General features: G+C 59.6%; 22 protein-coding genes, 1 other RNA gene and 4 pseudogenes. 16 read left to right on the plus strand and 11 right to left on the minus strand.

The window, feature by feature from the left end; genetic code table 11:
* The first annotated feature begins 80 nt into the window (after positions 1 to 80).
* Entirely contained in the window at positions 81 to 1,376 is a 1,296-nt protein-coding gene (guaD, locus tag ACZ1HM_RS14705; protein ID WP_472743432.1) for a guanine deaminase, read from the plus strand.
* 217 nt (positions 1,377 to 1,593) lie between these two features.
* On the opposite strand, the gene ACZ1HM_RS14710 is transcribed toward guaD, so the two are convergent.
* From ACZ1HM_RS14710 to ACZ1HM_RS14725, 4 genes are all read right to left on the minus strand, one after another.
* Positions 1,594 to 2,928, minus strand: a complete 1,335-nt coding sequence (locus ACZ1HM_RS14710; protein ID WP_472743433.1) for an 8-oxoguanine deaminase — start codon at positions 2,926 to 2,928, stop codon at positions 1,594 to 1,596.
* Between the two features lie 18 nt (positions 2,929 to 2,946).
* The gene (locus ACZ1HM_RS14715) at positions 2,947 to 3,744 is read right to left on the minus strand and encodes an inositol monophosphatase family protein (protein WP_472743434.1); all 798 of its coding nucleotides are present in this window, start codon (positions 3,742 to 3,744) and stop codon (positions 2,947 to 2,949) included.
* Between the two features lie 38 nt (positions 3,745 to 3,782).
* The gene (locus tag ACZ1HM_RS14720; protein WP_472743435.1) at positions 3,783 to 4,157 is read right to left on the minus strand and encodes a helix-turn-helix domain-containing protein; all 375 of its coding nucleotides are present in this window, start codon (positions 4,155 to 4,157) and stop codon (positions 3,783 to 3,785) included.
* Between the two features lie 430 nt (positions 4,158 to 4,587).
* On the minus strand, positions 4,588 to 5,463 hold the full coding sequence (locus ACZ1HM_RS14725; RefSeq protein WP_472743436.1) for a LysR family transcriptional regulator: 876 nt from the start codon (positions 5,461 to 5,463) through the stop codon (positions 4,588 to 4,590).
* 120 nt (positions 5,464 to 5,583) lie between these two features.
* On the opposite strand from ACZ1HM_RS14725, the gene ACZ1HM_RS14730 reads away from it, so the two are divergent.
* Positions 5,584 to 5,805, plus strand: coding sequence for a YjiS-like domain-containing protein (locus tag ACZ1HM_RS14730; protein ID WP_472743437.1), 222 nt, complete (start codon positions 5,584 to 5,586; stop codon positions 5,803 to 5,805).
* A 272-nt stretch (positions 5,806 to 6,077) separates the two neighbouring features.
* A complete protein-coding gene (locus ACZ1HM_RS14735; RefSeq protein ID WP_472743438.1) occupies positions 6,078 to 6,854 on the plus strand; it encodes a Bax inhibitor-1/YccA family protein in 777 nt (258 codons plus the stop codon).
* Positions 6,855 to 7,354: 500 nt separating this feature from the next.
* Here the strand turns inward: ACZ1HM_RS14735 and rpmG are convergent, their stop codons facing one another.
* The 6 genes and pseudogenes from rpmG to gatC all read right to left on the minus strand — a co-directional run bounded on the left by rpmG (position 7,355) and on the right by gatC (position 11,407).
* On the minus strand, positions 7,355 to 7,522 hold the full coding sequence (gene rpmG / locus ACZ1HM_RS14740; protein ID WP_011454349.1) for a 50S ribosomal protein L33: 168 nt from the start codon (positions 7,520 to 7,522) through the stop codon (positions 7,355 to 7,357).
* A 202-nt stretch (positions 7,523 to 7,724) separates the two neighbouring features.
* An RNA gene (gene rnpB / locus ACZ1HM_RS14745) (RNase P RNA component class A) lies at positions 7,725 to 8,107 on the minus strand.
* Positions 8,108 to 8,188: 81 nt separating this feature from the next.
* Positions 8,189 to 8,860, minus strand: coding sequence for an N-acetylmuramoyl-L-alanine amidase (locus tag ACZ1HM_RS14750; RefSeq protein WP_472743439.1), 672 nt, complete (start codon positions 8,858 to 8,860; stop codon positions 8,189 to 8,191).
* A 2-nt stretch (positions 8,861 to 8,862) separates the two neighbouring features.
* Positions 8,863 to 9,594 carry a hypothetical protein gene (locus ACZ1HM_RS14755; protein ID WP_472743440.1) on the minus strand — a complete coding sequence of 244 codons (732 nt, stop codon included), beginning with the start codon at positions 9,592 to 9,594 and terminating at the stop codon, positions 8,863 to 8,865.
* A 39-nt stretch (positions 9,595 to 9,633) separates the two neighbouring features.
* Positions 9,634 to 11,120: pseudogene (gatA, locus tag ACZ1HM_RS14760) on the minus strand (Asp-tRNA(Asn)/Glu-tRNA(Gln) amidotransferase subunit GatA).
* The gene (gatC, locus tag ACZ1HM_RS14765; RefSeq protein ID WP_472743441.1) at positions 11,120 to 11,407 is read right to left on the minus strand and encodes an Asp-tRNA(Asn)/Glu-tRNA(Gln) amidotransferase subunit GatC; all 288 of its coding nucleotides are present in this window, start codon (positions 11,405 to 11,407) and stop codon (positions 11,120 to 11,122) included. Before gatC ends, gatA begins: the two are co-directional and overlap by 1 nt.
* A gap of 171 nt (positions 11,408 to 11,578) precedes the next feature.
* Between gatC and ACZ1HM_RS14770 the strand changes: the two genes are divergently transcribed.
* Positions 11,579 to 12,274 (plus strand): metal-dependent hydrolase, encoded by a 696-nt coding sequence (locus ACZ1HM_RS14770; RefSeq protein ID WP_472743442.1) that lies wholly within the window; start codon positions 11,579 to 11,581, stop codon positions 12,272 to 12,274.
* 84 nt (positions 12,275 to 12,358) lie between these two features.
* On the opposite strand, the pseudogene ACZ1HM_RS14775 reads toward ACZ1HM_RS14770, so the two are convergent.
* Positions 12,359 to 12,819: pseudogene (locus ACZ1HM_RS14775) on the minus strand (nucleoside deaminase).
* Between the two features lie 62 nt (positions 12,820 to 12,881).
* Here ACZ1HM_RS14775 and ACZ1HM_RS14780 point away from each other — a divergent pair.
* From ACZ1HM_RS14780 to dtd, 12 genes and pseudogenes are all read left to right on the plus strand, one after another.
* The gene (locus ACZ1HM_RS14780) at positions 12,882 to 13,700 is read left to right on the plus strand and encodes a pseudouridine synthase (protein ID WP_472743443.1); all 819 of its coding nucleotides are present in this window, start codon (positions 12,882 to 12,884) and stop codon (positions 13,698 to 13,700) included.
* 266 nt (positions 13,701 to 13,966) lie between these two features.
* Positions 13,967 to 14,197 (plus strand): hypothetical protein, encoded by a 231-nt coding sequence (locus tag ACZ1HM_RS14785; protein ID WP_472743444.1) that lies wholly within the window; start codon positions 13,967 to 13,969, stop codon positions 14,195 to 14,197.
* A 3-nt stretch (positions 14,198 to 14,200) separates the two neighbouring features.
* Positions 14,201 to 15,082: a 5-bromo-4-chloroindolyl phosphate hydrolysis family protein gene (locus tag ACZ1HM_RS14790; protein WP_472743445.1), complete on the plus strand. Its 882-nt coding sequence runs from the start codon at positions 14,201 to 14,203 to the stop codon at positions 15,080 to 15,082.
* Positions 15,083 to 15,121: 39 nt separating this feature from the next.
* Complete coding sequence (locus ACZ1HM_RS14795; protein ID WP_472743446.1) at positions 15,122 to 16,318, plus strand: toxic anion resistance protein; 1,197 nt, start codon at positions 15,122 to 15,124, stop codon at positions 16,316 to 16,318.
* Positions 16,319 to 16,324: 6 nt separating this feature from the next.
* A complete protein-coding gene (locus ACZ1HM_RS14800) occupies positions 16,325 to 16,756 on the plus strand; it encodes a hypothetical protein (protein ID WP_472743447.1) in 432 nt (143 codons plus the stop codon).
* On the plus strand, positions 16,717 to 17,268 hold the full coding sequence (locus ACZ1HM_RS14805; RefSeq protein ID WP_472743448.1) for a DUF2927 domain-containing protein: 552 nt from the start codon (positions 16,717 to 16,719) through the stop codon (positions 17,266 to 17,268). The genes ACZ1HM_RS14800 and ACZ1HM_RS14805 overlap by 40 nt, the downstream gene beginning before the upstream one ends.
* 33 nt (positions 17,269 to 17,301) lie before the next feature.
* Positions 17,302 to 18,413, plus strand: a pseudogene (locus tag ACZ1HM_RS14810) (SPFH domain-containing protein).
* A 1-nt stretch (position 18,414) separates the two neighbouring features.
* Entirely contained in the window at positions 18,415 to 18,813 is a 399-nt protein-coding gene (locus tag ACZ1HM_RS14815; protein WP_472743449.1) for a Rid family hydrolase, read from the plus strand.
* Between the two features lie 369 nt (positions 18,814 to 19,182).
* Positions 19,183 to 19,740: a cytochrome b/b6 domain-containing protein gene (locus ACZ1HM_RS14820; protein WP_472743450.1), complete on the plus strand. Its 558-nt coding sequence runs from the start codon at positions 19,183 to 19,185 to the stop codon at positions 19,738 to 19,740.
* A gap of 43 nt (positions 19,741 to 19,783) precedes the next feature.
* A pseudogene (locus tag ACZ1HM_RS14825) lies at positions 19,784 to 20,889 on the plus strand (TFIIB-type zinc finger domain-containing protein).
* On the plus strand, positions 20,886 to 21,560 hold the full coding sequence (locus ACZ1HM_RS14830) for a nitroreductase (protein WP_472743451.1): 675 nt from the start codon (positions 20,886 to 20,888) through the stop codon (positions 21,558 to 21,560). The pseudogene ACZ1HM_RS14825 and the gene ACZ1HM_RS14830 overlap by 4 nt, the downstream one beginning before the upstream one ends.
* Entirely contained in the window at positions 21,560 to 22,003 is a 444-nt protein-coding gene (gene dtd / locus ACZ1HM_RS14835; RefSeq protein ID WP_472744631.1) for a D-aminoacyl-tRNA deacylase, read from the plus strand. Before ACZ1HM_RS14830 ends, dtd begins: the two co-directional genes overlap by 1 nt.
* Positions 22,004 to 22,074: the final 71 nt, after the last annotated feature.

Here is a 22,074-nt window from a genome sequence, read left to right on the forward strand (position 1 = left end):
CAATGGCCGCACCCGCCCGCCTGCGGCTGATCGCGACAGTTTCGATTCAATTTGCCTGCGTCTTGGGCTAGGAACGTCACATGACCACTGACACGCTGCTTTTAGGGCCGACCCTTTTGTTTGATGCCCGCCCCGCGCCCGGCGGCTGGGAAGACGCGGTTCGGATAGATACCGGGGGCGGCGTTCTGCTGCGCGGTGGTGCGATTGCGCAGGTGGGTTCAGGTGCTGCGCTGGCACGCGCGTTTCCGCAGGCCCGGCAGGTCCGCTATGGGGCGGACCATTTGATCTGCCCCGGCTTCGTCGATGCGCATGTGCATTATCCACAGACTGCGATCATCGCGTCCTGGGGTAAACGGCTGATTGACTGGCTGAACGACTACACCTTCCCCGAAGAGATGCGGCTGGCGGACCCTGCATATGCCGCCCAGATTGCGGCGCGCTATCTTGATCTGTCGCTGGCCGAAGGCACGACCACGGTTGCCTCTTATTGCACAATCCATCCGCACAGCGTGGATGCGCTTTTTGAAGCGGCAGCCGCGCGGGGCCAACGGGTTGTTGCGGGCAAGACCTGCATGGACCGAAACGCGCCGGAGGGGCTGCAGGATACGGCGCAAAGTGCGTATGACGACAGCAAGTCCCTGATCGGGCGCTGGCATGGGAAAGGCCGGGCCAGCTATGCGATCACGCCTCGGTTTTCACCTACCTCTACGCCTGAGCAATTGTCCGCGCTTGGTGCGCTTTGGGCAGAGCATCCCGATTGCCTGATGCAAACGCACCTGAGCGAACAAACAGATGAGGTTGCCTGGGTCAAAGCACTGTACCCCAACGCACGCGACTATCTGGATACCTATGAAGCGCATGGGCTTTTGGGGCCACGTGGGCTTTATGGCCATGCGATATACCTGACGGACAGAGAGATTGACCGCCTGGCCGAGGTGGGTGCGGCATTGGTGCATTGCCCAACCTCGAACACTTTCATCGGTTCGGGGCTTTTTGACATGGCCGGGCTGCGCGCACGGCAGATACCTGTTGGCCTAGCCACCGATACCGGAGGCGGGTCGTCCTTTTCGATGCTGCGCACGATGGCGGCAGCTTATGAAATTGGCCAACTGAAAGGCACCCCGCTGCACGCCGCTGAGCTTTTGTGGCTGGCCACAGCCGGATCCGCTGAGACCCTGCATCTATCTGACAAGATCGGCACGATCCGGGCGGGCTTGGAGGCTGATCTGACGGTGCTGAACCTGTCCTCAACCCCCGCTATCGCTCAGCGTGCAGCAGCAGCAAAGGACATCTGGGAACAGGTTTTCGCGACACTCATGCTGGGCGATGACCGGGCCGTTGCGGATGTATGGGTGCATGGGGTGCAACGGAAATAGCGCTGTCAGGCCGTTCGGTTGAGTGCGAACATCCGCTGTATTTTGAGTGTGTATCCACAGCTGGTGAGAACACGATAAGTTAAATGCTATCAGATACTTGAAGCCCAACTCTCAGATGCCCGATTAACGAAATATCAACAAATGAGTTAGAGCCACCGAGTACGCTATGGCTCAATCGCACGCCTGCTACAAGCGCCAGACCCGTTGCGCTTAACGCCTACCCGGCCAAGGCTTTGGCCAAAGTGTTCTGCCGCGCGATCTGACCACCCAGGTCAATCGTTTGAACATGGCCATCGCGCACGATCTCGCGGCCTTCAACAAACAGATGTTTGACGGTCGTCGGCCCCGCCAGCAGCAATGCGGCAGGATCCCAGCTGCCTGCGGCCTCTATCCCGCTCATATCCCAAATCGCGACGTCAGCCCGTTTGCCTACCGCTAGCCGGCCACAGTCAGGCCGGCCCAAAATATCAGCACCGCCCCGCGTGGCGATCTCGAGCGCCTCGCCCGGTGACATTGCATCGGCCCCCAGTGCCACCCGCTGAAGCAACATCGCCATGCGCGCCTCAGCCACCAGGTTGCCCGCATCATTGCTGGCCGACCCATCGACCCCCAAGCCCACTGGCACGCCCGCGTCCCGCATCGCCCGTACCGGCGCAATGCCGGAACCGAGGCGGCAATTCGAACAGGGGCAATGGGCGACGCCGGTGTTGGTTTGCGCAAAAAGCGCAATCTCGGCCGGGTCCAGTTTAACGCAATGCGCGTGCCAGACATCTGGGCCGACCCAGCCCAAGTCTTGGGCATATTGGCCCGGACGGCAGCCGAAAGTTTCCAGAGAATAGGCGATGTCCTCTTGGTTCTCGGCCAAGTGGGTGTGCAACATCACGCCTTTGTCGCGGGCCAGCACGGCGGCGTCGCGCATAAGGTCAGGACTGACTGAAAAGGGCGAACATGGGGCAAGACCGACACGGCACATCGACCCTTCTGCCGGATCATGAAAGGCATCGACCACGCGCTCACAATCGGCAAGGATCGGGGCCTCTTCCTCAACCAAAGCGTCCGGCGGCAGGCCGCCTTTGCTCTCTCCTATGCTCATGCTGCCCCGGGTCGGATGAAATCGCAGGCCAAGCTCTGCTGCGGCGTGGATGGTATCCTCAAGCCGGGTGCCGTTTGGGTAAAGATAAAGGTGATCGCTGCTGAGCGTGCAGCCAGAAAGCGCCAGTTCGGCCAGACCGATCTGGGTGGAGACGGCGAAATGCTCTGGAGTAAACCTGCTCCAAATCGGGTAGAGCGCCCGCAGCCAGCCAAACAGCAACGCGTCCTGCCCTGCGGGCACCGCGCGGGTCAGCGTCTGATAGAGATGATGATGCGTGTTCACCAAGCCGGGCGTGACCAAACAGCCTGCGGCCTCCACCACATTGCCAGAGGTCTGCAACCCCTGCCCGATGGCCACGATCGCCCCGTCGCGTAACAAAAGGTCCGTACCGCTGAGAACACGGCGATCATCGTCCATGGTGATCAGGGTGTCGGCGTTGCGGATCAGGGTTTCAGTCATGTCGCAGCACCGTTTGCATCAATAATCGCGCAAGATAGCGAGCGCTTTGGCGTGGATATCTGGGTTGGCCGCTGCCAAAGACCGCCCCCCTGCATGCGCCGGGTTACCCCGCCAATCTGTGACAATGCCGCCTGCCGCCTGCACCACCGCAATGGGGGCCTGAATGTCATAGGGGGCAAGACCCGCCTCAATAACCAGATCCACCTGACCCAAGCCGATCAAACCGTAGGCATAGCAATCCATGCCGTAGCGGGTCAGCTTTGTCTGGGCTGCCACCGCGTGAAAGCCCTTGGCGTCCGCGTCGGTCCCAACCTCAGGGAAGGTTGTGAACACAACCGCCTCTGCCAGATCCTTGGTAGCCCGGCTTTGCAGTGGGGTCTGCCCCAAAGGCCCGCTCAGCATGGCCCCGTCTGGGGCCCCTTCAAAGCGTTCGCCGATGTAGGGTTGATCAATGATGCCGTAAAACGGGCCGTTCGCGTCAGAAACAGCGATCAATACGCCCCAGGTAGGCGTGCCAGAGACGAAACCGCGTGTTCCGTCGATTGGATCAAGCACCCAAGTGAGCCCCGATGTGCCAGGCGTATCTTCGTATTCCTCGCCCAGTATGCCATCAGCGGGCCGTTCGCGCGCCAGAATATCCCGCATCGCGCGTTCGGAGGCTTTGTCCGCGACGGTAACCGGGTCAAACCCCGATGCCAGCTTGTTTTCAGCCGTCAGCGATGGCGTGCGAAAATGCGGCAGAATGGCTTCCCGCGCCGCATCCGCCAGCAGATGGGCCACACGGCGGATATCGGGATCAAACGAAGGAACGGTCATAGCGGCGGTCCAGCACAAAGGGGGCGTGTCTGCCCTGCTTATGCCACGTCGCTGAGCACCCGTGCCAGTTCAAAAAGACGCCGCCGCTGATCTTCCGGGATGGCATAGTAGGAGCGGATCAAATCCATGGCTTCCTTGTCCCCCATCACATCGACGGGGACATTCTTGGCCTTGTCCGCAACCTGTTCTTTTTCGTCTTTCAGACCGTCAAAGAAGAACGACACGTGCACGCCAAGCGCATCTGCGATGTCCCAAAGGCGCGAGGCGCTGACCCGGTTGGCACCGGTTTCGTATTTCTGGATCTGTTGGAATTTGATCCCAACTAGTTCTGCCAAACGCTGCTGCGTCATACCGGTAAGCCATCGTCTTTGGCGTATCTTCTGCCCAACGTGGACGTCTACCCTGTGCGGCATTTGAATGGTTCTTCCTGTTATGTCGATTTTTCAGTCAGCGGAGTAATAACCAACAAATCACATCGTGCAAGCGCATGACCGACTGTGTCTCTAGTTTACTTGACTTATTCATTTCAGCAAAGGAATTCCGGCACACTCCTGACGTTAATACGTAAATTCAGGCACAACTCTGATGACAATCGCGTGACGCAGCTACTCAACCGCCGAAGATGAAGACGCATTGAATGCGCGCGCAGCATTACAACCAGAGCATACTGCATTCACTCTTTTTGCACGAGTTTATCTACCTAAAGATGATATTATCCCGGATAACTCGCCCTTTCTAGGGGTCGTGTACCTCGCGTCCTGCAGCCTGCGCAACCGCGAATTGTAAAGCAGCCAAAATCCGCCGAAAATCACCACGCGGCGGAAATGCAACTGTCCAATAGAATCACACAGCCTTCAATTTTGAGACCTGAGGTCCCGAAAACGCACTTCTGAGCAGGCGCACGAGGGTTGCGTGCATCTCATTCCTGCCATCCTGGGCACCATAGAGGTTGATGTTCTGGATCGGCAGTTTCGGCAGGTTGCCCTGGTGATCCAACACCTCCAGATAGGGCGGTTCCGTCCCTTCAATCAGGGCGTGAACAGCCAAATCAGCACTCACCGCGGCCTCAATGGTGCGGTCGCTCTGAGTATCGACAGTCATTTCCCAGCCGATGTCCTGTGCCTCAAGCGCGTTCACGACACGTGGGCGAAAGACACAGTGCCGACAAAACGCGAGCGGCAGCGGGCGTTGACGCCAGGCCGTGCCACCAGGCGCACCGACCCAGACCAGCGGTTTGCTGGCCAGCGTCTCGCCCCCTTGATCCAGACCCGTTTCGGTCGTGACGATGACGTCGCACTCCCCTTTCGCAAATTGTTCTTTCAAGGTGAGCGTATAGGAAGCTTCCAACTGCACCTTCACCCGTGGAAAGGCCGCATGAAACTGTTTCAGCACCATAGGAACCGCTGGATACACAACGTCATGCGGCACCCCCAGCGTGACCTCGCCTTCAAAGGTATGATCGGTAAGCTTTGTGATCACCTCATCATTCAGGGCAATCATCCGGCGGGCATAGACCAATAGCTGCTCCCCTGATGCCGTCAGCGCGATGGTGCGCCCGGTGCGGTCCAACAACGGCAGATCCAGCATTTCCTCCAACCGTTTCAGCTGCATGGAGACCGCAGACTGGGTCAGATGCAAAAAGCCTGCGGCCCGCGTCACCCCACCTGCATCAGCGACGGCCACAAAGGATCTGAGGGTGGTGATGTCCAAATTTCTCATTCATCAAGTTCCGTGATGTATTATCTAACAAACATTCGTTTTCATTATTTCACCACCTTCTCCATATATCAAGCATCGAGATACGAAACAGATAAACATCACAGAAAATGAAGGTGAACCATGTCAGATACATCTTTGCACCGCGCCCGCAGCCTTTCGCACGCCTCTGGTCGGCCATCGCTGCTTGGGTGGATCATCGCCGCAACAGACAGCTGGCGCAGCCGGCGCGCGCTGGAAACACTTGAACCCCATATGCTTGATGACATCGGGATTTCAGCAAAAGCCGCTGCAAAAGAGGCCCGCCGCGGCATCTGGGACGTGCCAGCCCATTGGATTGATTGATTTTCTCAGTCCAATTCCGACATATCCCCCCGCTTTCCACCTGCCCTGACCGGGCTGAAAAGGCTGGAAAGCGGGGCATCTGTCATGCTCCCACGACAGATCACGCGCACGATCAGGCTGACACCGGGCCAATTCCGGGCCGATTTCCGCGAATTCTGCGGCATCCCGCCGCAGAACCCTCCTTGAAAAACAAGCCGTAAGGCCCGATATTTGACGCAATACCGTGCGAGGTTTGCGTGGTACGTACCCTTTTAGCCAATTGGAGGTCATGAATGGCTGACGTGAATACAATCCGGAGTACCGCCGGAGCCCGCGCCGCCGAGATAGATGCGGGTCTGCGCGCCCATATGAATAAGGTCTACGGCACAATGTCCGTAGGCATGCTGATCACTTTTGCTGCCGCCTGGGCCTTGTCCGGGCTGGCCGTGACAAACGATCCGGCACAGGCATCTGCCCAAATCGGACCTGACGAATACCTGACCGGGCTTGGCTATGCGCTTTATGCCTCGCCTCTGAAATGGGTCGTGATGTTCGCGCCGCTGATCTTTGTTTTCGGCCTGGGCGCTGCAATCAACCGCATGTCCGCGGCAACCGCACAGACAGTGTTCTATATCTTTGCCGCTGTTATGGGTGTGTCCATCAGCTCCATCTTCCTGGTGTTCACCGGCTATTCCATCGCGCAGATCTTTTTGATCACGTCGATCGCTTTCGCCGGCCTGTCCCTGTGGGGCTACACCACGAAGAAAGACATCTCAGGCTGGGGCAGCTTCCTCATCATGGGTGTGATCGGCCTGGTTGTGGCATCCATCGTGAATATCTTCCTGGGCTCCCCCGCCCTGATGTTCGCGATCTCCGCCATCGGCGTGCTGATCTTCGCGGGCCTCACCGCCTACGACACACAGCGGATCAAGACAGAATATGTGGCCCACGCCCATCACGGCGACACAGAGTGGCTGGGCAAAGCGGCCATCATGGGCGCGCTGAGCCTCTATCTGAATTTCATCAACATGTTCATGATGCTGCTGCAGCTCTTCGGCCAGCGTGAGTAGTCTGAACCTGATATGAATTGGAAAAGGCCGGTCTTGATTGACCGGCCTTTTTTGTTGCTCAACCCACCCAGGCCGCTGGTTTTGGCGAGCCGCCCTTACGTGGCTCAAAGCAGCCTGAGCGATGCGGGGTTACCAGCAGATATGAACGAGGGGCCAGCGCAAGGCGAATTGCATTTACCCAAGCCTACAAACGATCACGCAACCCGTTGAAATCTGAGGTTTCAGGCAGAGTTGTGTGCTGCAGGATTATGCACTTCTGCGCTTGGAGGAGACGTTTTTTCTATTGGGAAGCGGTCAGCCAGTCAGGAGCCATGCAATGGAGGATGCGAAACCAGCCGCTGGTTTTGGTGAGCCTGCAGCGCCTCGGCATCACCAAACATCGCTGACGTCGACCCTGGAAGGCCTCTCTGACGCTGCACACCCCATTTGGAACACCCAACCACCCGAAACGCAAAAGGCCGCGCAAAAGCGCGGCCCCAAATCCTCAAAAAGGACAGATGTTACTTGATCTTGCCTTCTTTGTATTCGACGTGCTTGCGCGCGACGGGGTCATACTTCCGCACAACCATCTTTTCGGTCATGGTGCGTGCGTTCTTTTTGGTAACGTAGAAATGGCCTGTGCCCGCGGACGAGTTCAGACGGATCTTGATCGTGGTTGGCTTCGCCATGTGAATTCTCCTGCTGCGCCAAGGCAGAGCCTGCCGAGACGTGAAATCTGAAGTCCGGCTTCTACCCGAACGCCTTTGGGAGTCAACAGCAAAAGCAGCCCCCAGCCCCTCAACGTCACCATATTCGCACAACGACTGCGGCGGGGACGGAAAATTGCAATTTTCCGCTCGATGTTTTGCATAACATCGCCCCCAAGATCAAATGCGCGGAAGACCTATAAGCCGGATTCTGTCCCCGCCCCATGGGGCGGTGGATGACCATTCCTCTTGCCACCCTGTTGCCAGAGCAGCTCTAGCTGCCAACCCGAACCTGCTGGGGCAAAAGCAGCCCTGTCTTGCGACGCGCGGTCCCTATTTGGCATTGCTCCCGGTGGGGCTTGCCGTGCCGCCCCTGTTGCCAGCGGCGCGGTGGGCTCTTACCCCACCGTTTCACCCTTACCCAAGTCCCTGCAAAGCAGGCGCCTTGGGCGGTCTCATTTCTGTGGCGCTTTCCGTCGGGTTGCCCCGCCCGGGCGTTACCCGGCACCGTTGCTTTTTGGAGTCCGGACTTTCCTCGGCCAAAGCCGCGGTCATCCAGTCCTCCGCGCATGGGGCGGCGTAGCGTGAAAACGGGGGCGTGGTCAATGTGTGGCGGTTGCGGTCGGGCATACCACGGGTGACGGCGCATTACCCCGCCCCCTCAGCCCCCTTTGCAAAGGCGAAGTCAGCGGCACAGAGCGGGCCTGTGGCCTGCGGACGGTGGCGTAGCCGGACGGCCTGCAACAGCTCTGCATCCTCTGCCTCAGCCGGGTATCCGGCCTGTATGGCGGCCTCTCTAAAACTCTGGGGTGAAACACGCTCAGGCGGTCTTTGGACCGTGCGGGATGCCAGCCCCTGCCGCACCAACCGCCCCCAGTCGAAATGCGGTCCGGGATCCACTTTGCGCCCGGGGGCCATGTCCGAATGACCAATGACCCCGGCAGGCGGGATGCCCCAACGGTCCATGATCCCCTCTATCAGGCTTTCCAGCGCGGCCATCTGAGGATGGGAAAATGGATGGCGACCGGTGTTATCAAGCTCAATACCGACAGAGCGCGAATTGATGTCATCAAGCCCCCGCCAGCTACCCCGCCCCGCGTGCCAGGCCCGCTGGTCCTCTGCCACCAGTTGATAGGTCTCTGCCTGGTTGGAGATCAGATAATGGGCCGAAACCTCAGCCTCTGGATCACACAGCCGCGCCAGCGCGGCCTCCGCGCTTTGCATGGCGGTGAAATGTATCACGATCATCGTGGGCGTCAGCCCATCGCGCCGGGCCCCAAAGTTGGGCGAAGGATGCGCAATCACGTCCGGCCCGGCCATCCCTAGCCTTGCTGCGCCGCCCGCCGGAACGGTGCCGGATCCCAGCCGCAGGCATAGCCATCGCCATCGGGATCCATGCCCTTGCGGTCCCGTTCAGGCCCGCCCCGTGCCAGAAAATCAATCTGCGCCTGATCGGGTGACGCGAAAGCCGCGCAGGCCCGTTCAAACTTGCTTTGACGGGTAAAGCCACGCCGGTAGACCTGCGTGCCGCGGGGGTGGTTGGTTTGCAGGGCAAAAGCCACAATGTTTGGCCCACCCGCTGACGCGCGATCTGGCAGGGCTTCGGGCTGGATCACCTGGTATTGCGCGCGGTTTGCCGCCAGCCGTGCGGCATCGCCTTCGATGCTGCGCTGGCCTGAAACTGCGTCAAAGTTATTCTCGTTCGAAATGCCGGCTGAATTCAGCACGGGCGGTGCGGGATTGGACGGGCTGGCCTGCAGCGGTTCAACCCCGGAATTCGCCGCAGCCCCTGACCCGGTTGATGCAAGAACGCGGGCGGTCTCCGCCGCTGTCGCCTCGGCCGAGCCGGGGACAGGTTGCGTGTTCAGCGGTTGCGAAACGGACGGCACATTCACCGGCACGGGCGTGCCATTGGCCAGCGCCGCATCCCGCTGTCGCTGCAGTTCCACGAAATCATCGCCAAACCCGACCCCGCGACCAGAATCAGGCACACTGGGCTGACAAGCGGCCAAAGTAACGGTGGCAGCAACAACAAGAGAGAGGCGGTAGAACATGGAACCTGCTTTGCCTTGAGGCGTGTTATTGCGCTGTGCTTACCACCATTTGTCGGGTTTGGCCACAAAACCCGCCGCTTGCTCAAGCGCATAGGCGGAAGACAGCAAGTCAGCCTCTTCCCAAGGGCGCCCAATCAGCTGCAGCCCCAGGGGCAGGCCTTGACGGTCTTGCCCGGTTGGCACCGCAATGCCCGGGAGACCGGCAAGGTTCACCGTGACGGTAAAGACGTCGTTGAGATACATCTGCACCGGATCGGCATCCGCCATTTCACCAAGGCCAAAGGCCGCAGAGGGTGTGGCTGGCGTCAGAATGCTGTCGATGCCTTGGGCAAAGACATCCTCAAAGTCTTTCTTTATTAATGTGCGCACTTTGCGCGCGCGGTTGTAATAAGCGTCATAGAACCCGGCAGAGAGCACATAGGTGCCGATCATCACCCGGCGCTGCACCTCAGCGCCAAAGCCTTCGGCGCGGGTCTTTTCATACATCTCCGTGATGCCGTCGCCCTGATCCAGCTTGGCGCGGTGGCCATAGCGCACCCCGTCATACCGCGCCAGGTTTGAAGACGCCTCAGCAGGGGCAATCACGTAATAGGCAGGCAGCGCGTATTTCGTATGCGGCAAAGAGATGTCGACAATCTCAGCGCCTGCATCCTTCATCATCGCAATGCCGTCTTGCCACAGCTTTTCGATCTCTTCGGGCATGCCGTCCATACGGTATTCCTTGGGGATACCGATTTTCTTACCGCGCACATCGCCGGTCAGAGCGGCCTCAAAATCAGGCACCGCCAGATCGGCAGAGGTGGAATCTTTTGGGTCATGCCCGCACATCGCCTCAAGCATGATCGCCGCGTCGCGGACCGATTTCGTCATCGGCCCCGCCTGATCCAGTGAGGAGGCAAAGGCCACGATGCCCCAGCGTGAACACCGCCCATAGGTCGGCTTGATGCCGGTGATCCCGGTAAAGGCCGCAGGTTGGCGGATGGAGCCCCCCGTATCCGTGCCGGTCGCCGCCAAGCAAAGGTCAGCGGCCACAGCAGAGGCAGACCCGCCAGATGAGCCCCCGGCGTCAGCTGCGCATTGTCATTGCCGCGCCGCCAGGGGTTTACCGCATTGCCATAAACAGAGGTCTCGTTTGAGGAGCCCATGGCAAATTCATCCATGTTGAGCTTGCCCAACATCACAGCCCCTGCGTCAAAAAGGTTCTGACTGACCGTGCTTTCATACTGCGGCAGGAACCCTTCCAAGATCCGGCTGCCCGCCTGCGATGGCACACCCTTGGTGCAAAACAAATCCTTGATCCCGATGGGCAACCCGCACATCGCAGGTGCGTCCCCCGCACTAAGCCGCGCATCAGCCGCTTCTGCCTGCGCCAGGGCAACCTCAGGTGTGTTATGCACAAAGGCGTTCAACACACCGGCACCATCAATGGCCGCAAGACAGGCCTCAGTCAGTTCTTTTGACGTGGTTTCTTTGGCACGCAGCGCATCACGGGCCGCCGCCAGACCCAGAGTGTTCAGATCGGTCATTATTCCACCACCTTTGGCACCGCGAAAAAGCCCTCACGCGCATCAGGCGCATTGCTCAGCACCGCGTCTTGCTGATCGCCATCCGTCACCACATCTTCACGGCGTTTCAGACGCTGCGGGGTGACAGAGGTCATTGGCTCGACGCCTTCAACATCCACTTCGCTCAACTGTTCAATGAACCCCAAGATCCCGTTGAAATCCTGCGCCAGCGCAGGCAGCGCCTCTGGCTCAACCTTGATCCGGGCCAGCTTGGCCACCCGGGCGGCAGTTGTGGTGTCGATGGACATGCAACCAGCTCCTTTCGCACAGTTTTGCGTCCCCGCCCCATAGCGCTCTGAGCCGGGGCTCGCAAGACCGGCGCGCCTGTTGGACAACAGCTTTTTCGCCGCAAAGGGTTTACAGCACAAGGATGCGGCGGTTCTACTTGCACAGATGTGCGGACACGAAAGGAACATGGGATGAAAATCATTTGGCTTGGACACGGCTCCTTCCGGTTTGAGATCGAAGATCAGGTGATCCTCATCGACCCCTGGCTAAACGGCAATCCCATGATGCCTGAGGATCAACACAGCGCCGCCATCGCGGGGGCCACCCACATCCTGGTCACCCACGGCCATTTTGATCACATCGCCGATGTGGTCGAGATCTCTCAAAAAACCGGCGCGCCGGTATCGGGCATGTATGAACTGGCCAGCTATCTGGCAGCGCAAGGCGCGGTGGAGGGGGCTGGTTTTAACTTCGGCGGCACCATTCAGATCGGCGATAAGGTCAGCGCCAGCATGGTGCCCGCCTCACACTCCTCCACTACATCGGTAAACGATCTGCCCGTCGATATGGGCGGTGAAAGCGGCTTTATCCTCAAGGGCGAAGGGCATTGCATCTATCTGTCTGGCGACACCGGGATCATGGCGGACATGGACTGGATCGGTGATTTTTACAAACCAAACATCGGCATCTTGTCGGCGGGCGGGCATTTCACCATGGGCATGGCAGAGGCCGCCTATGCCGCCAAACGCTATTTCAACTTCGAAACGGTGATCCCCTGTCACTACCGCACCTTCGACCTGCTGGAACAATCTGCCGACGTGCTTGCCGCCGGACTGCCCGGTGTCACCGTGGTGGAGCCGCAGGTCCTGAAAGCCATTGACCTCTAAAGACAGCGCCGCGTCCGCCGTCTGGCTTCATCTTTCCAGCTACACCTCCGGGGAGTCGATCCTTGGATCGACGGGGCAGAGCCCCTATGCCTCGCCTGCCCGGCGCGCGGCGAAAAAGTCTTTCAAAAGCGCCTCTGCCTCTTGCGCCCCAATGCCATCATAAACCTCAGGCACATGGTGGCATTGCGGATGCGCGAAAACCCGCGCGCCCTGCGCGACCCCGCCAGACTTCGGATCGGCGGCCCCATAAAATACCTTTTCGATGCGCGCAGCTGCAATCGCGGCGGCACACATCGCGCAAGGCTCCAGCGTCACATAAAGCACGTGCCCCAACAGCCGCTCAGATCCCAGCGCGGCACAAGCCTCGCGGATCACCAACATCTCAGCATGGGCCGTGGGATCGTTGCGCGCCCGCGTCTGGTTGCCCGCCCGCGCCACGACTTTCCCCCGGCATCGACGATCACGGCACCCACCGGCACCTCGCCGCGCGCCGCAGCGGCTTGGGCTTCTTGCAAAGCAATATCCATATGGGACCGGAACGTCATGCGCGCAGAGGACAGCAAAGCCGCCTCTTTCGCAAGACCGTCAAAGCGGCTATGGCGGCGGTATGACTGACACACCCTCTTCCCCCAAGGGCGACCGGATCGCCAAAGTGCTGGCGCGCGCGGGCGTTGCCTCCCGCCGGGAAGCGGAGCGGATCATTGAGGCAGGCCGCGTGACGGTCAATGGCAAGCTGATTACCTCTCCGGCGCTCAATGTGTCCGAAAAAGACAAGATCGCTGTGGATGGATCCCCCCTGTCCGAACCTGAACCACCGCGCATGTGGCTTTATCATAAGCCCGCCGGGCTGGTGACAACCACTAAGGACGAAAAAGGCCGCGACACGGTCTTTGATAACCTGCCCGAGGACATGCCCCGCGTAATGACCGTTGGCCGGTTGGACCTGAACTCAGAAGGGCTTTTGTTGCTGACAAATGACGGCAGCATCAAGCGCAAGCTGGAGCTGCCCAGCACAGGTTGGCTGCGCCGTTACCGGGTGCGCGTTAATGGCCGGCCCAGCGATGAAACGCTGAACCCGCTGCGCAAGGGCATCACCCTTGAAGGCGAGCGTTTTCAACCCATGCAGGTCAGCCTTGATCGGCAGCAAGGCGCAAACGCCTGGCTGACGGTGGGCCTGCGAGAAGGGAAAAACCGCGAAATCCGCCGCGCGATGGAGGCGGTGGGGCTGAATGTGAACCGCCTGATCCGGATCAGCTACGGCCCCTTCCAACTGGGTGAACTGAAACAAGGCGACGTGGAAGAACTGCGCCGCAAAACCGTCCGCGAACAGCTGGGACTGGCTCAGGAAGATGACAGCGGGACAGCGCAGAAAAAACCCAAACGGGTGCAACGGGGCCCACGCAAACCCGCTCCGCGCCGTCGGTAAAGCCTGCGTTCTTGGCGCACCACGGCGGTGAGGCACCCGGATTCCTTGCAAGAAATCGATCCGAAGCCTTCAAAGGCTTGCCCCCGCAAGCCCTCAAGTGCCGCATTCAGCGGAGACCTTTTGCACAAAATTCCCCGTCACTGTCGGTTAAAACCTGCCCCTAAGCTGCATATGTATCTGCAAGCCGTTAACCACCCCACCGCGCGCTACCACGCCCCTAGCAGGCCGCGCGGGAAGCGCGTATGTTAACGAAATAGAGAGGTGATATGGGCCGATTGTTTCTAGGTGTGATGATGCTTGCAGTTTGCATTGTCATTGCGATGATCTTGCATGCAATCTGGACCCAATTCATGACGACAACCGGGGCCAAGCGCCGACCGGCACTGGCCCAAGGAAGGAATGGGGAAATGGCACCAAGCGGCATTCAAAAAGTCGCCTATGTCGCTCTAATCGTTGTGCTTTTTGGCGTAGCGTCTGGCTGGCTTGGGGGGCTCTAACGCATGGGGCAACGCTTTGGGGGCAAATACAGCCCGGACGGCACCAGTGGCGACACACCGCGGCGCAAACGCCAAGCTCGGGTAGATCCGGCAGGCGGCCGCGCGAACGTGATGTTCATCCCGGCCATTGTGCTGATCGCAACCACGCTCACGGACGGTGCCCTGCCCATGACACTGGGGCTGGTCGCCGCTGGCATCTGGACCCTCTCCGCTTGGCTGCTGCGTGAAGGGCTGCAAGCCGAAGCGGAGTTTGCCGCCCGCAAAGTGGCGCGCAGACCGGCACTGCCGCGCAAGATACTGGCAGCGGTTGGCGTCGCCCTGGGATCTGCGATTGGCGTGATGGCGCATCTCAACAGCGTTGATTTGATCTCGCCCCTGCTCTTTGGTCTCTGCGCAGGCGGGCTCCATCTGGCCGCCTTCGGCATTGACCCTCTGCGCTCCAAGGGGATGGAGGGGGTTGATACCTTCCAACAAGACCGGGTGGCACGGGTCGTTGACGAAGCCGAAAAACACCTGGAGGCGATGACCGACGCCATGCACCGGGCCCAAGACCGGGTGGCCGCCGCGCGATTAGAAGATTTTCAGGACACCGCGCGCACGCTCATCCGCACCGTAGAAGAAGACCCACGCGATCTGACGGCGGCCCGAAAATACCTCAGCGTCTATCTGCTGGGCGCACGTGACGCGACGGTGAAATTTGCAGACATCTACAGCCGCACGCAAGACCGCGCCGCACGCGATGACTATATGGCGCTGCTGGATGATCTGGACCAAAACTTTGCCGCCCGCACACAGAAATCGCTGCTGGAAGACCGGACCGATCTAAACATTGAAATCGACGTGCTGCGCGAGCGGCTGTCACGCGAAGGCGTGCGGTTGGACTGATCCGCAGCGCTTATCTATAACTTTAAGGGATACCATTATATGTCTGAAACTGTTCGCGAAAAAGCCAATCAAGCCCTGGCCATGGTTGAGGAAGTCACCGCCGTTGTGCTGCCCGAACCCGCCGAGGCAAACGCGATTGTCCCGCTGGCAAAAGCGGACAAACCGCTGGGCGATGAAATCAAGCGCCGGATGGCTGAGATCGATATGGATGATACGCAGTCCATCGTCTCTTTCGGCTCTGCCGCTCAGGCGGAACTGCAAGAGATCAGCCAATCCATGCTGGCCGATGTGCGCAACAAAGATGTCGGTCCTGCGGGCGACTCACTGCGCAGCATCGTGACCACGATCCGGGGATTTTCCGTCTCCGAACTGGACGTGCGCCGGGAACGTAGCTGGTGGGAAAAGCTGATTGGCCGGGCCGCCCCTTTTGCCAAATTCACCGCTCAGTTTGAAAAAGTGCAAAGCCAGATTGACCGGATCACTGACAATCTGCTCTCGCATGAACACACGCTTCTGAAAGACATCAAATCCCTCGATGTGCTCTATGAGAAGACGTTGCAGTTCTATGACGAACTCGCCCTCTACATCGCCGCAGGCGAGGCGAAGCTTGAGGAGCTGGACAGCACGATCATTCCCGCCAAAGAGAAAGAGGTGGAAGCCGCTGCAGAGAACGACGCCGTCATGGTCGCGCAAGAGCTGCGGGACATGCGGGCGGCACGCGATGATCTGGAACGTCGGGTGCACGACCTTAAGCTGACGCGCCAGGTGACGATGCAGTCCCTGCCCTCCATCCGGTTGGTGCAGGAGAACGACAAATCCCTGGTGACCAAGATCAACTCAACGCTCGTCAACACCGTGCCACTTTGGGAAACCCAGCTGGCGCAGGCGGTCACCATCCAACGCTCTGCCGAAGCGGCCACAGCCGTGCGCGAGGCCAATGACCTGACCAACGAGCTGTTGACAGCCAACGCCAAGAACCTGCGCGACAGCAACAAGATGATCCGCGAAGAAATGGAGCGCGGTGTGTTTGACATCGAAGCCGTCAAGCAGGCCAACGCTGACCTGATCGGCACCATCGAAGAAAGCCTGCAGATCGCCGATGAAGGCAAAGCCAAACGCGCCGCTGCGGAAAAAGAGCTGCAGGACATGGAAGCCAAGCTGCGCGATACGCTCGCTGCGGCAAAGGCGAAAAAGACCGGCCTTGGGGATACCGCAGGCGGGTCTGTGCCCGGCTGATCTGGCATGATCCGCGCAGTGCGGCATAGATGGACACGACTGGCCGTCGCCTGTGCGGCGGCCACCTTGCTTGTGGCGTGTGAGGAAACTGTTGAGGCCTCGCTCAAGCCGCAGCCCCGGCCAGCGCCGGTGATCACGGTGCCGCAACCAACCTCACAACAAAGCGCTGAGCTGCGGCAATACCTCAACCAAGTGGAACGCGCGCAGCTTAGCCAAGGGTTGCTGCGCCAGGACGGCGGCGGGGCTGACACGCCTTATACGGCCGATGTGCTGGCGCGGAACTTTGAGCAGATTGCGTTCTTTAACGAATACGACCGCAGCTTTACCCGGCGCGGCGGTGCAAGCCCGTTGCGGCGGTGGATGGCGCCGGTGCGTATGCGCGTCCTTTTGGCGCCGCCGTGCCGCCTTCACAGCAGGCCAAGGACACCCGCGATGTGACCGCCTATGCGCGCCGGTTGGCCCGGGCAACAGGGCATCCGGTCAGCACATCGGGGCGGCCAAATTTCTGGGTGATTTTTGCCTCGGAAGACGACAGGGCCACAGCATTGTCCGAAGCCGCCCGACAATTGCCGGGCATTTCGGCTGACTCGCTGCGGGCCTTGCGCGATCTGCGCCGCGACACCTATTGCGCGGTCGCCGCCTATGCCACTGGACCGGACCCGAACACCTATACTGCGGCTGTCGCCGTGATCCGTTCTGAAAACCCTGACTTGCTGCGCCTAAGCTGCATTCACGAAGAACTGGCACAAGGCCTTGGCCTGGCCAATGACAGCCCCGCAGCCCGCCCTTCAATCTTTAACGATGACGACGAATTTGCCCTGCTCACAAGCCATGATGAGCGTTTGTTGCAGATGCTTTATGATCCGCGTCTTAGCACCGGCATGACCGCCGCCGAAGCCGCCCCCCTTACCCGCATTATTGCACGCGAGATTGTGCAAGGGCCTTTGTAGGCTCTCTCAAATTACGACGAAAAGGAACCAGCTATGCCTATCTTCGATTTCCTCTCAGGACAGTTCATTGACGTCATCCATTGGGTGGATGACAGCCGGGACACGATGGTTTGGCGCTTTGAGCGTGAAGGGCATGAGATCAAATACGGTGCCAAGCTCACCGTGCGCGAAGGGCAAGCGGCGGTCTTTGTGCATGAAGGGCAATTGGCGGATGTGTTCACGCCGGGCCTTTATATGCTTGAGACCAACAACATGCCCATCCTGACCACGTTGCAGCATTGGGATCATGGGTTTCGCAGCCCCTTCAAGTCTGAGATCTATTTCGTCAACACCACACGGTTCAATGATCTGAAATGGGGCACCAAGAACCCCATTATCGTGCGCGATCCTGAATTTGGCCCCGTACGCCTGCGCGCCTTTGGCACCTATTCGGTGCGCGTCGCTGATCCTGCGCGCTTCCTGACTGAGATTGTCGGCACCGATGGTGAATTCACCATGGACGAGATCAGCTATCAGATCCGCAACATCATCGTGCAGGAGTTTTCGCGCACCATCGCCCGGGCGCAGATCCCGGTGCTTGATATGGCCGCAAACACGCGCGAGCTGGGGCAACTGGTGGGCAAAGAGATTGCCGCACAGATCGCAGAATACGGGCTGGCGATGCCAGAGCTTTATATCGAAAACGTCTCTCTCCCGCCTGCGGTGGAAGAGGTGATGGACAAACGATCCTCCATGGGGGTGATCGGAAACCTTAATGAATACATGCAGTTCCAAGCCGCCGAAGCGCTGGGGCGCGATGGCGCGGCAGGGGCCGCGATTCAGACAGGGTTGGGGGCCGGGCTTGGCATGCAGATGGGCCAGCAGGCCGCAGCACAGGCCGGACCCTGGGGGCCAAGCCACAAGCCCCTGCCGCAGCGGTTCCGCCCCCGCCCCCACCGGTGGAGCATGTGTGGCACATCGCCGAAGGCGGCGAGACAAAGGGCCCTTACTCCAAGGCCGCAATGGGACGCATGGTAACAGAAGGCAGCTTGACCCGGCAAACCTATGTCTGGACGCCCGGACAGGATGGCTGGCAACGCGCCGAGGACGTGATGGAGCTGGCACAGCTCTTTACCGTCTTGCCCCCGCCCCCTCCGGGCAGCTGATATGCGTCAGGCCGTCGTGCCAAGGGCCCTGGCCGCACTTGCAGCGGCTAGCGGATTCTCCCCCGCCGTGCGCGCAGGCGATTTCCTGTATTTGACAGGGGCAACAGGCGGCGATGCAGAGGGGCAGATGCCCGTAGATGCCGCAAGCCAGGCCCGCAATGCGCTGACCAAAGCCATGGCAATCCTCCGCGAGGCAGGTGGAGATGAGCGGCATGTCGTTGAAATGACATGCTATCATCTGGCCATCGATCAGACGTTCGCGCCGGTTGAGGCAGAAATCAGGCGCATATTCACCGCCCCCCTGCCCGCCTGGACCGCAGTTGAAGTAGCCCGGCTGCGCAGGCCTGGTGCCGTGATCGAAATGCGACTGGTCGCCTATCTGAAAGACGTGGCACCTTAGGGTCATTGCCTATTCATTTCGCAGCACTGGCGTCAAAACCGTGAAGTTTCAGCGGTTTGAGACATGTCCGCGCCGAACGGGTTCATTCCAAATGGTTCATACCGCTGAAAGGGAGCGCTTTTGTCGTCCTTCGGATTTGACGGATTTCCCGCATCATTCACTGCCCGACAGCGCATTGCGCAGCAATGTCGCGAGAGGGGGCGTTACATCTGCTTGAAATTCCAGAAGAGTTCCTGCGCAGATGTGCCTTGTCACGAGAAAAATCTATCAAACCAGTGTTGTAAGATGAATGGGTCCTAACCCTAACCTACCCTCACCATTCGCTTTCGCGACGCCTTGGGCTAGTTTTGCCGCAGGAAGGGCCGCGAGATGGGATTGCAAGGCATTTACGACAGACTACCCCAACGCCGCAAAGCGCTGAAGGCGCTGCATTGGGCGATGGTGCCTTTGCTGATCTGGTTCGTGCTTGTCACGCCTGATGATGTTCTGCCCTTCGGGCAAACCGCGTTTCAGATGCATTCCATCCTGGCGCTTATCTTTGTGACGATGTGCCTGCTGTGGACTGCCGATTACCTGAGGCGTGGTTTGGCCAGCCGTCCTGGCCCAAAGCTGGGGCCGAAGGCGCGGATACTCCATCAGCTTTTGCACAAGGCATTGATCTGGGGGCTGTTTGGGGTGGCCATCACAGGTTTTCTGCTGGGGCTGACCTCAAGCGTATTGTTGAAAGCCGGAGGGTTTTTACCGATCGCGCCACCGCTGGGCATGAAAGAAGCCAATGACCTGATCGGGCTGATCCACATTTATGAATTCTACCTGCTGGCCCTGCTTGCAGTAGGTCATGCAGGCTTTCACATCTGGCGGCATATACGGCTGCGGGACAATGCCCTCAGGATCATGGCACCCAAGGCGCTGCACCGGTTTTTGTGATTGGCGTCTGGAAGCGGCGGAATGATGCGGCTATCTCTGTCGCATGACCGAAGCCCTAACCGATAGCCCGCTGGCCGAATACCGCTTTCCTTGTGAAACCTGCGGATCAGACCTGCGTTATGCCCCCGAACAAGGGCTGTTGGTCTGTGATCACTGCGGCAACACCGAAGAACTACGTGACCGAGGCCGACGCGCACCCGCCATCGCAGAGCTGGACCTGCGCGCCGGATTGCAAGCTGATTTGCCGCCCGAGCAGATGGAAGAAACCCGCGTCACAAGCTGCCCCAATTGCGCAGCAGAGGTTGCGTTTGAGGATGGCAAACACGCCACCGAATGTCCGTTCTGCGCCACACCTGTGGTGGTGGACACCGGCACCAACCGGCATATCAAGCCGCGCGCGGTCCTCCCCTTTGGTCTGACGGAGGACACCGCCCGCGATGCGATGACCCAGTGGTTGGGCAGCTTGTGGTTTGCGCCAAACGGATTGCAGGAATACGCCCGCAAAGGTCGGAAAATGCAGGGGATTTATGTGCCCTATTGGACCTATGACGCGGATACAAAATCCAGCTACCGGGGGAGCGTGGGACGGTTTATTACGTCAACAGAACGGTCACCCGGAACGGCAAAACCGAAACGCAGCGCGTGCAAAAGGTGCGCTGGCGGCCTGCCTCGGGCCGCGTGGCGCGGTTTTTTGATGATGTCTTGGTGCTGGCGTCAAAGTCCCTGCCAAAACGGTATACCGATGCCTTGGAGCCTTGGGATCTTTCTGCGCTGGAACCCTATGCGCCGGAATACCTGGCGGGGTTCCGGGCAGAGGCCTATGCGGTGTCGTTAGAAGACGGCTTTGCAGAGGCGCGTGCGCATATGGACCGGGTGATTGAACGGGACGCCCGCTTTGACATCGGCGGGGACCGTCAGCGCGTGCACCACATCGAGACCAAGCTGAGCGATCTGACCTTTAAGCACATCCTGCTGCCTGTATGGCTGGCGGCCTATAAATACCGGGGCAAAACCTACCGGTTTGTCGTGAATGGCCGCACAGGCCGTGTCCAAGGCGAACGGCCCTATTCCGCGATTAAAATCACCATTGCCGTGATCCTTGGGACTATTGTGGCAGGGGTCATAGGCTATCTGGCGGCGCAATCATGACCCAATATGACACTCTCAAAGACACCCTAAAGGCGCGCTATTCCTGCCGGGCGTTCAAATCAGACCCCGTGGCCGATGACACCATCACGCAGATCGTCGATGCCGCGCGCCATGTGCCGTCTTGGTGCAATGCCCAGCCCTGGCAGGTCAGCGTCACAAAGGGCGAGGCGACGGAGCGTTTTCGCGATCTGGTCAGCGGGTTGGCCGCAGGCGGCACACCCCCGCAGCCGGATCTAACCTGGCCCAGCACATACTCAGGGGCCTATGGGGAGCGGCGCAGGACCTGTGGTTTTCAGCTTTATGATGCTGTTGGCATTGAGAAAAAGGACCGCGTACGCCGTGCCCATCAGATGCTGAGAAACTACGCGCTCTTCGATGCGCCGCATGTGGCGATTGTGCATTCCCCCGCTGAGCTGGGGCCCTATGGGGCCATGGACACCGGGGGGTTTGTGACAGCCTTCACGCTTGCAGCGACAGCGCTTGGTGTTGCCACCATCCCGCAGGCCGCCATCGCAGCCTATGCGCCTCAGGTCAAAGAGCATTTGGGGATTGGTGAGGACCGTCTGGTTCTTTGCGCCATCTCATTTGGCTATGCAGATAGGGATCATCCAGCCAACAGTTTCCGCACGCAAAGGGCGGACACGGCAGATATTATTGAGTGGCACGACTGATGCGCGCGCTGTTGCAACGGGTCACGCAGGCCTCTGTCACGGTGGACGGCACCATGATTTCGCAGATCGGGCCGGGCCTTTTGGTGTTTGTCTGTGCCATGCCAGACGACACCCCAGACACCGTGAAAGCTCTGGCCGCCAAGGTGGCTAAGCTGCGGCTGTTCAAGGATGACGCGGGCAAAATGAACCTGAGCTTGCCGCAGATGGGCGGCGCCGCGCTGGTGGTCAGCCAATTCACCTTGGCCGCCGATACCTCACGCGGGACGCGGCCGGGATTTTCCTATGCCGCTAAGCCAGACATGGCCAAAACGCTATACGAACAATGCGCAGCAGAGCTGGCGGCGTTGGGGATCCCTACGCAAACCGGACAATTCGGGGCGGATATGTCGGTGGATCTCACGAACGACGGGCCGGTGACGATATGGCTCGACACAGACGCCTAGGACGTTTGCAGTATCCTGTAAAACAGCGCATGAACATGCGTCCAAAGCCATAATCTCAGCCCGCTCAATCT

The sequence above is a fragment of the Sulfitobacter sp. GN1-4 genome (assembly GCF_055693825.1).

Coding starts and splice junctions, on each gene's coding strand:
- ACZ1HM_RS14795 (WP_472743446.1), top strand. CDS start 15,122: ATGTCTGAAACTGTTCGCGAAAAAGCCAATCAAGCCCTGGCCATGGTT.
- ACZ1HM_RS14750 (WP_472743439.1), bottom strand. CDS start 8,860: ATGGCCGGGCCGGACGTGATTGCGCATCCTTCGCCCAACTTTGGGGCC.
- ACZ1HM_RS14730 (WP_472743437.1), top strand. CDS start 5,584: ATGTCAGATACATCTTTGCACCGCGCCCGCAGCCTTTCGCACGCCTCT.
- ACZ1HM_RS14710 (WP_472743433.1), bottom strand. CDS start 2,928: ATGACTGAAACCCTGATCCGCAACGCCGACACCCTGATCACCATGGAC.
- ACZ1HM_RS14790 (WP_472743445.1), top strand. CDS start 14,201: ATGGGGCAACGCTTTGGGGGCAAATACAGCCCGGACGGCACCAGTGGC.
- rpmG (WP_011454349.1), bottom strand. CDS start 7,522: ATGGCGAAGCCAACCACGATCAAGATCCGTCTGAACTCGTCCGCGGGC.
- ACZ1HM_RS14755 (WP_472743440.1), bottom strand. CDS start 9,594: ATGTTCTACCGCCTCTCTCTTGTTGTTGCTGCCACCGTTACTTTGGCC.
- dtd (WP_472744631.1), top strand. CDS start 21,560: ATGCGCGCGCTGTTGCAACGGGTCACGCAGGCCTCTGTCACGGTGGAC.
- ACZ1HM_RS14785 (WP_472743444.1), top strand. CDS start 13,967: ATGGGCCGATTGTTTCTAGGTGTGATGATGCTTGCAGTTTGCATTGTC.
- ACZ1HM_RS14725 (WP_472743436.1), bottom strand. CDS start 5,463: ATGAGAAATTTGGACATCACCACCCTCAGATCCTTTGTGGCCGTCGCT.
- ACZ1HM_RS14715 (WP_472743434.1), bottom strand. CDS start 3,744: ATGACCGTTCCTTCGTTTGATCCCGATATCCGCCGTGTGGCCCATCTG.
- ACZ1HM_RS14820 (WP_472743450.1), top strand. CDS start 19,183: ATGGGATTGCAAGGCATTTACGACAGACTACCCCAACGCCGCAAAGCG.
- gatC (WP_472743441.1), bottom strand. CDS start 11,407: ATGTCCATCGACACCACAACTGCCGCCCGGGTGGCCAAGCTGGCCCGG.
- ACZ1HM_RS14830 (WP_472743451.1), top strand. CDS start 20,886: ATGACCCAATATGACACTCTCAAAGACACCCTAAAGGCGCGCTATTCC.
- ACZ1HM_RS14770 (WP_472743442.1), top strand. CDS start 11,579: ATGAAAATCATTTGGCTTGGACACGGCTCCTTCCGGTTTGAGATCGAA.
- ACZ1HM_RS14800 (WP_472743447.1), top strand. CDS start 16,325: ATGATCCGCGCAGTGCGGCATAGATGGACACGACTGGCCGTCGCCTGT.
- ACZ1HM_RS14780 (WP_472743443.1), top strand. CDS start 12,882: ATGACTGACACACCCTCTTCCCCCAAGGGCGACCGGATCGCCAAAGTG.
- ACZ1HM_RS14815 (WP_472743449.1), top strand. CDS start 18,415: ATGCGTCAGGCCGTCGTGCCAAGGGCCCTGGCCGCACTTGCAGCGGCT.
- guaD (WP_472743432.1), top strand. CDS start 81: ATGACCACTGACACGCTGCTTTTAGGGCCGACCCTTTTGTTTGATGCC.
- ACZ1HM_RS14720 (WP_472743435.1), bottom strand. CDS start 4,157: ATGCCGCACAGGGTAGACGTCCACGTTGGGCAGAAGATACGCCAAAGA.
- ACZ1HM_RS14735 (WP_472743438.1), top strand. CDS start 6,078: ATGGCTGACGTGAATACAATCCGGAGTACCGCCGGAGCCCGCGCCGCC.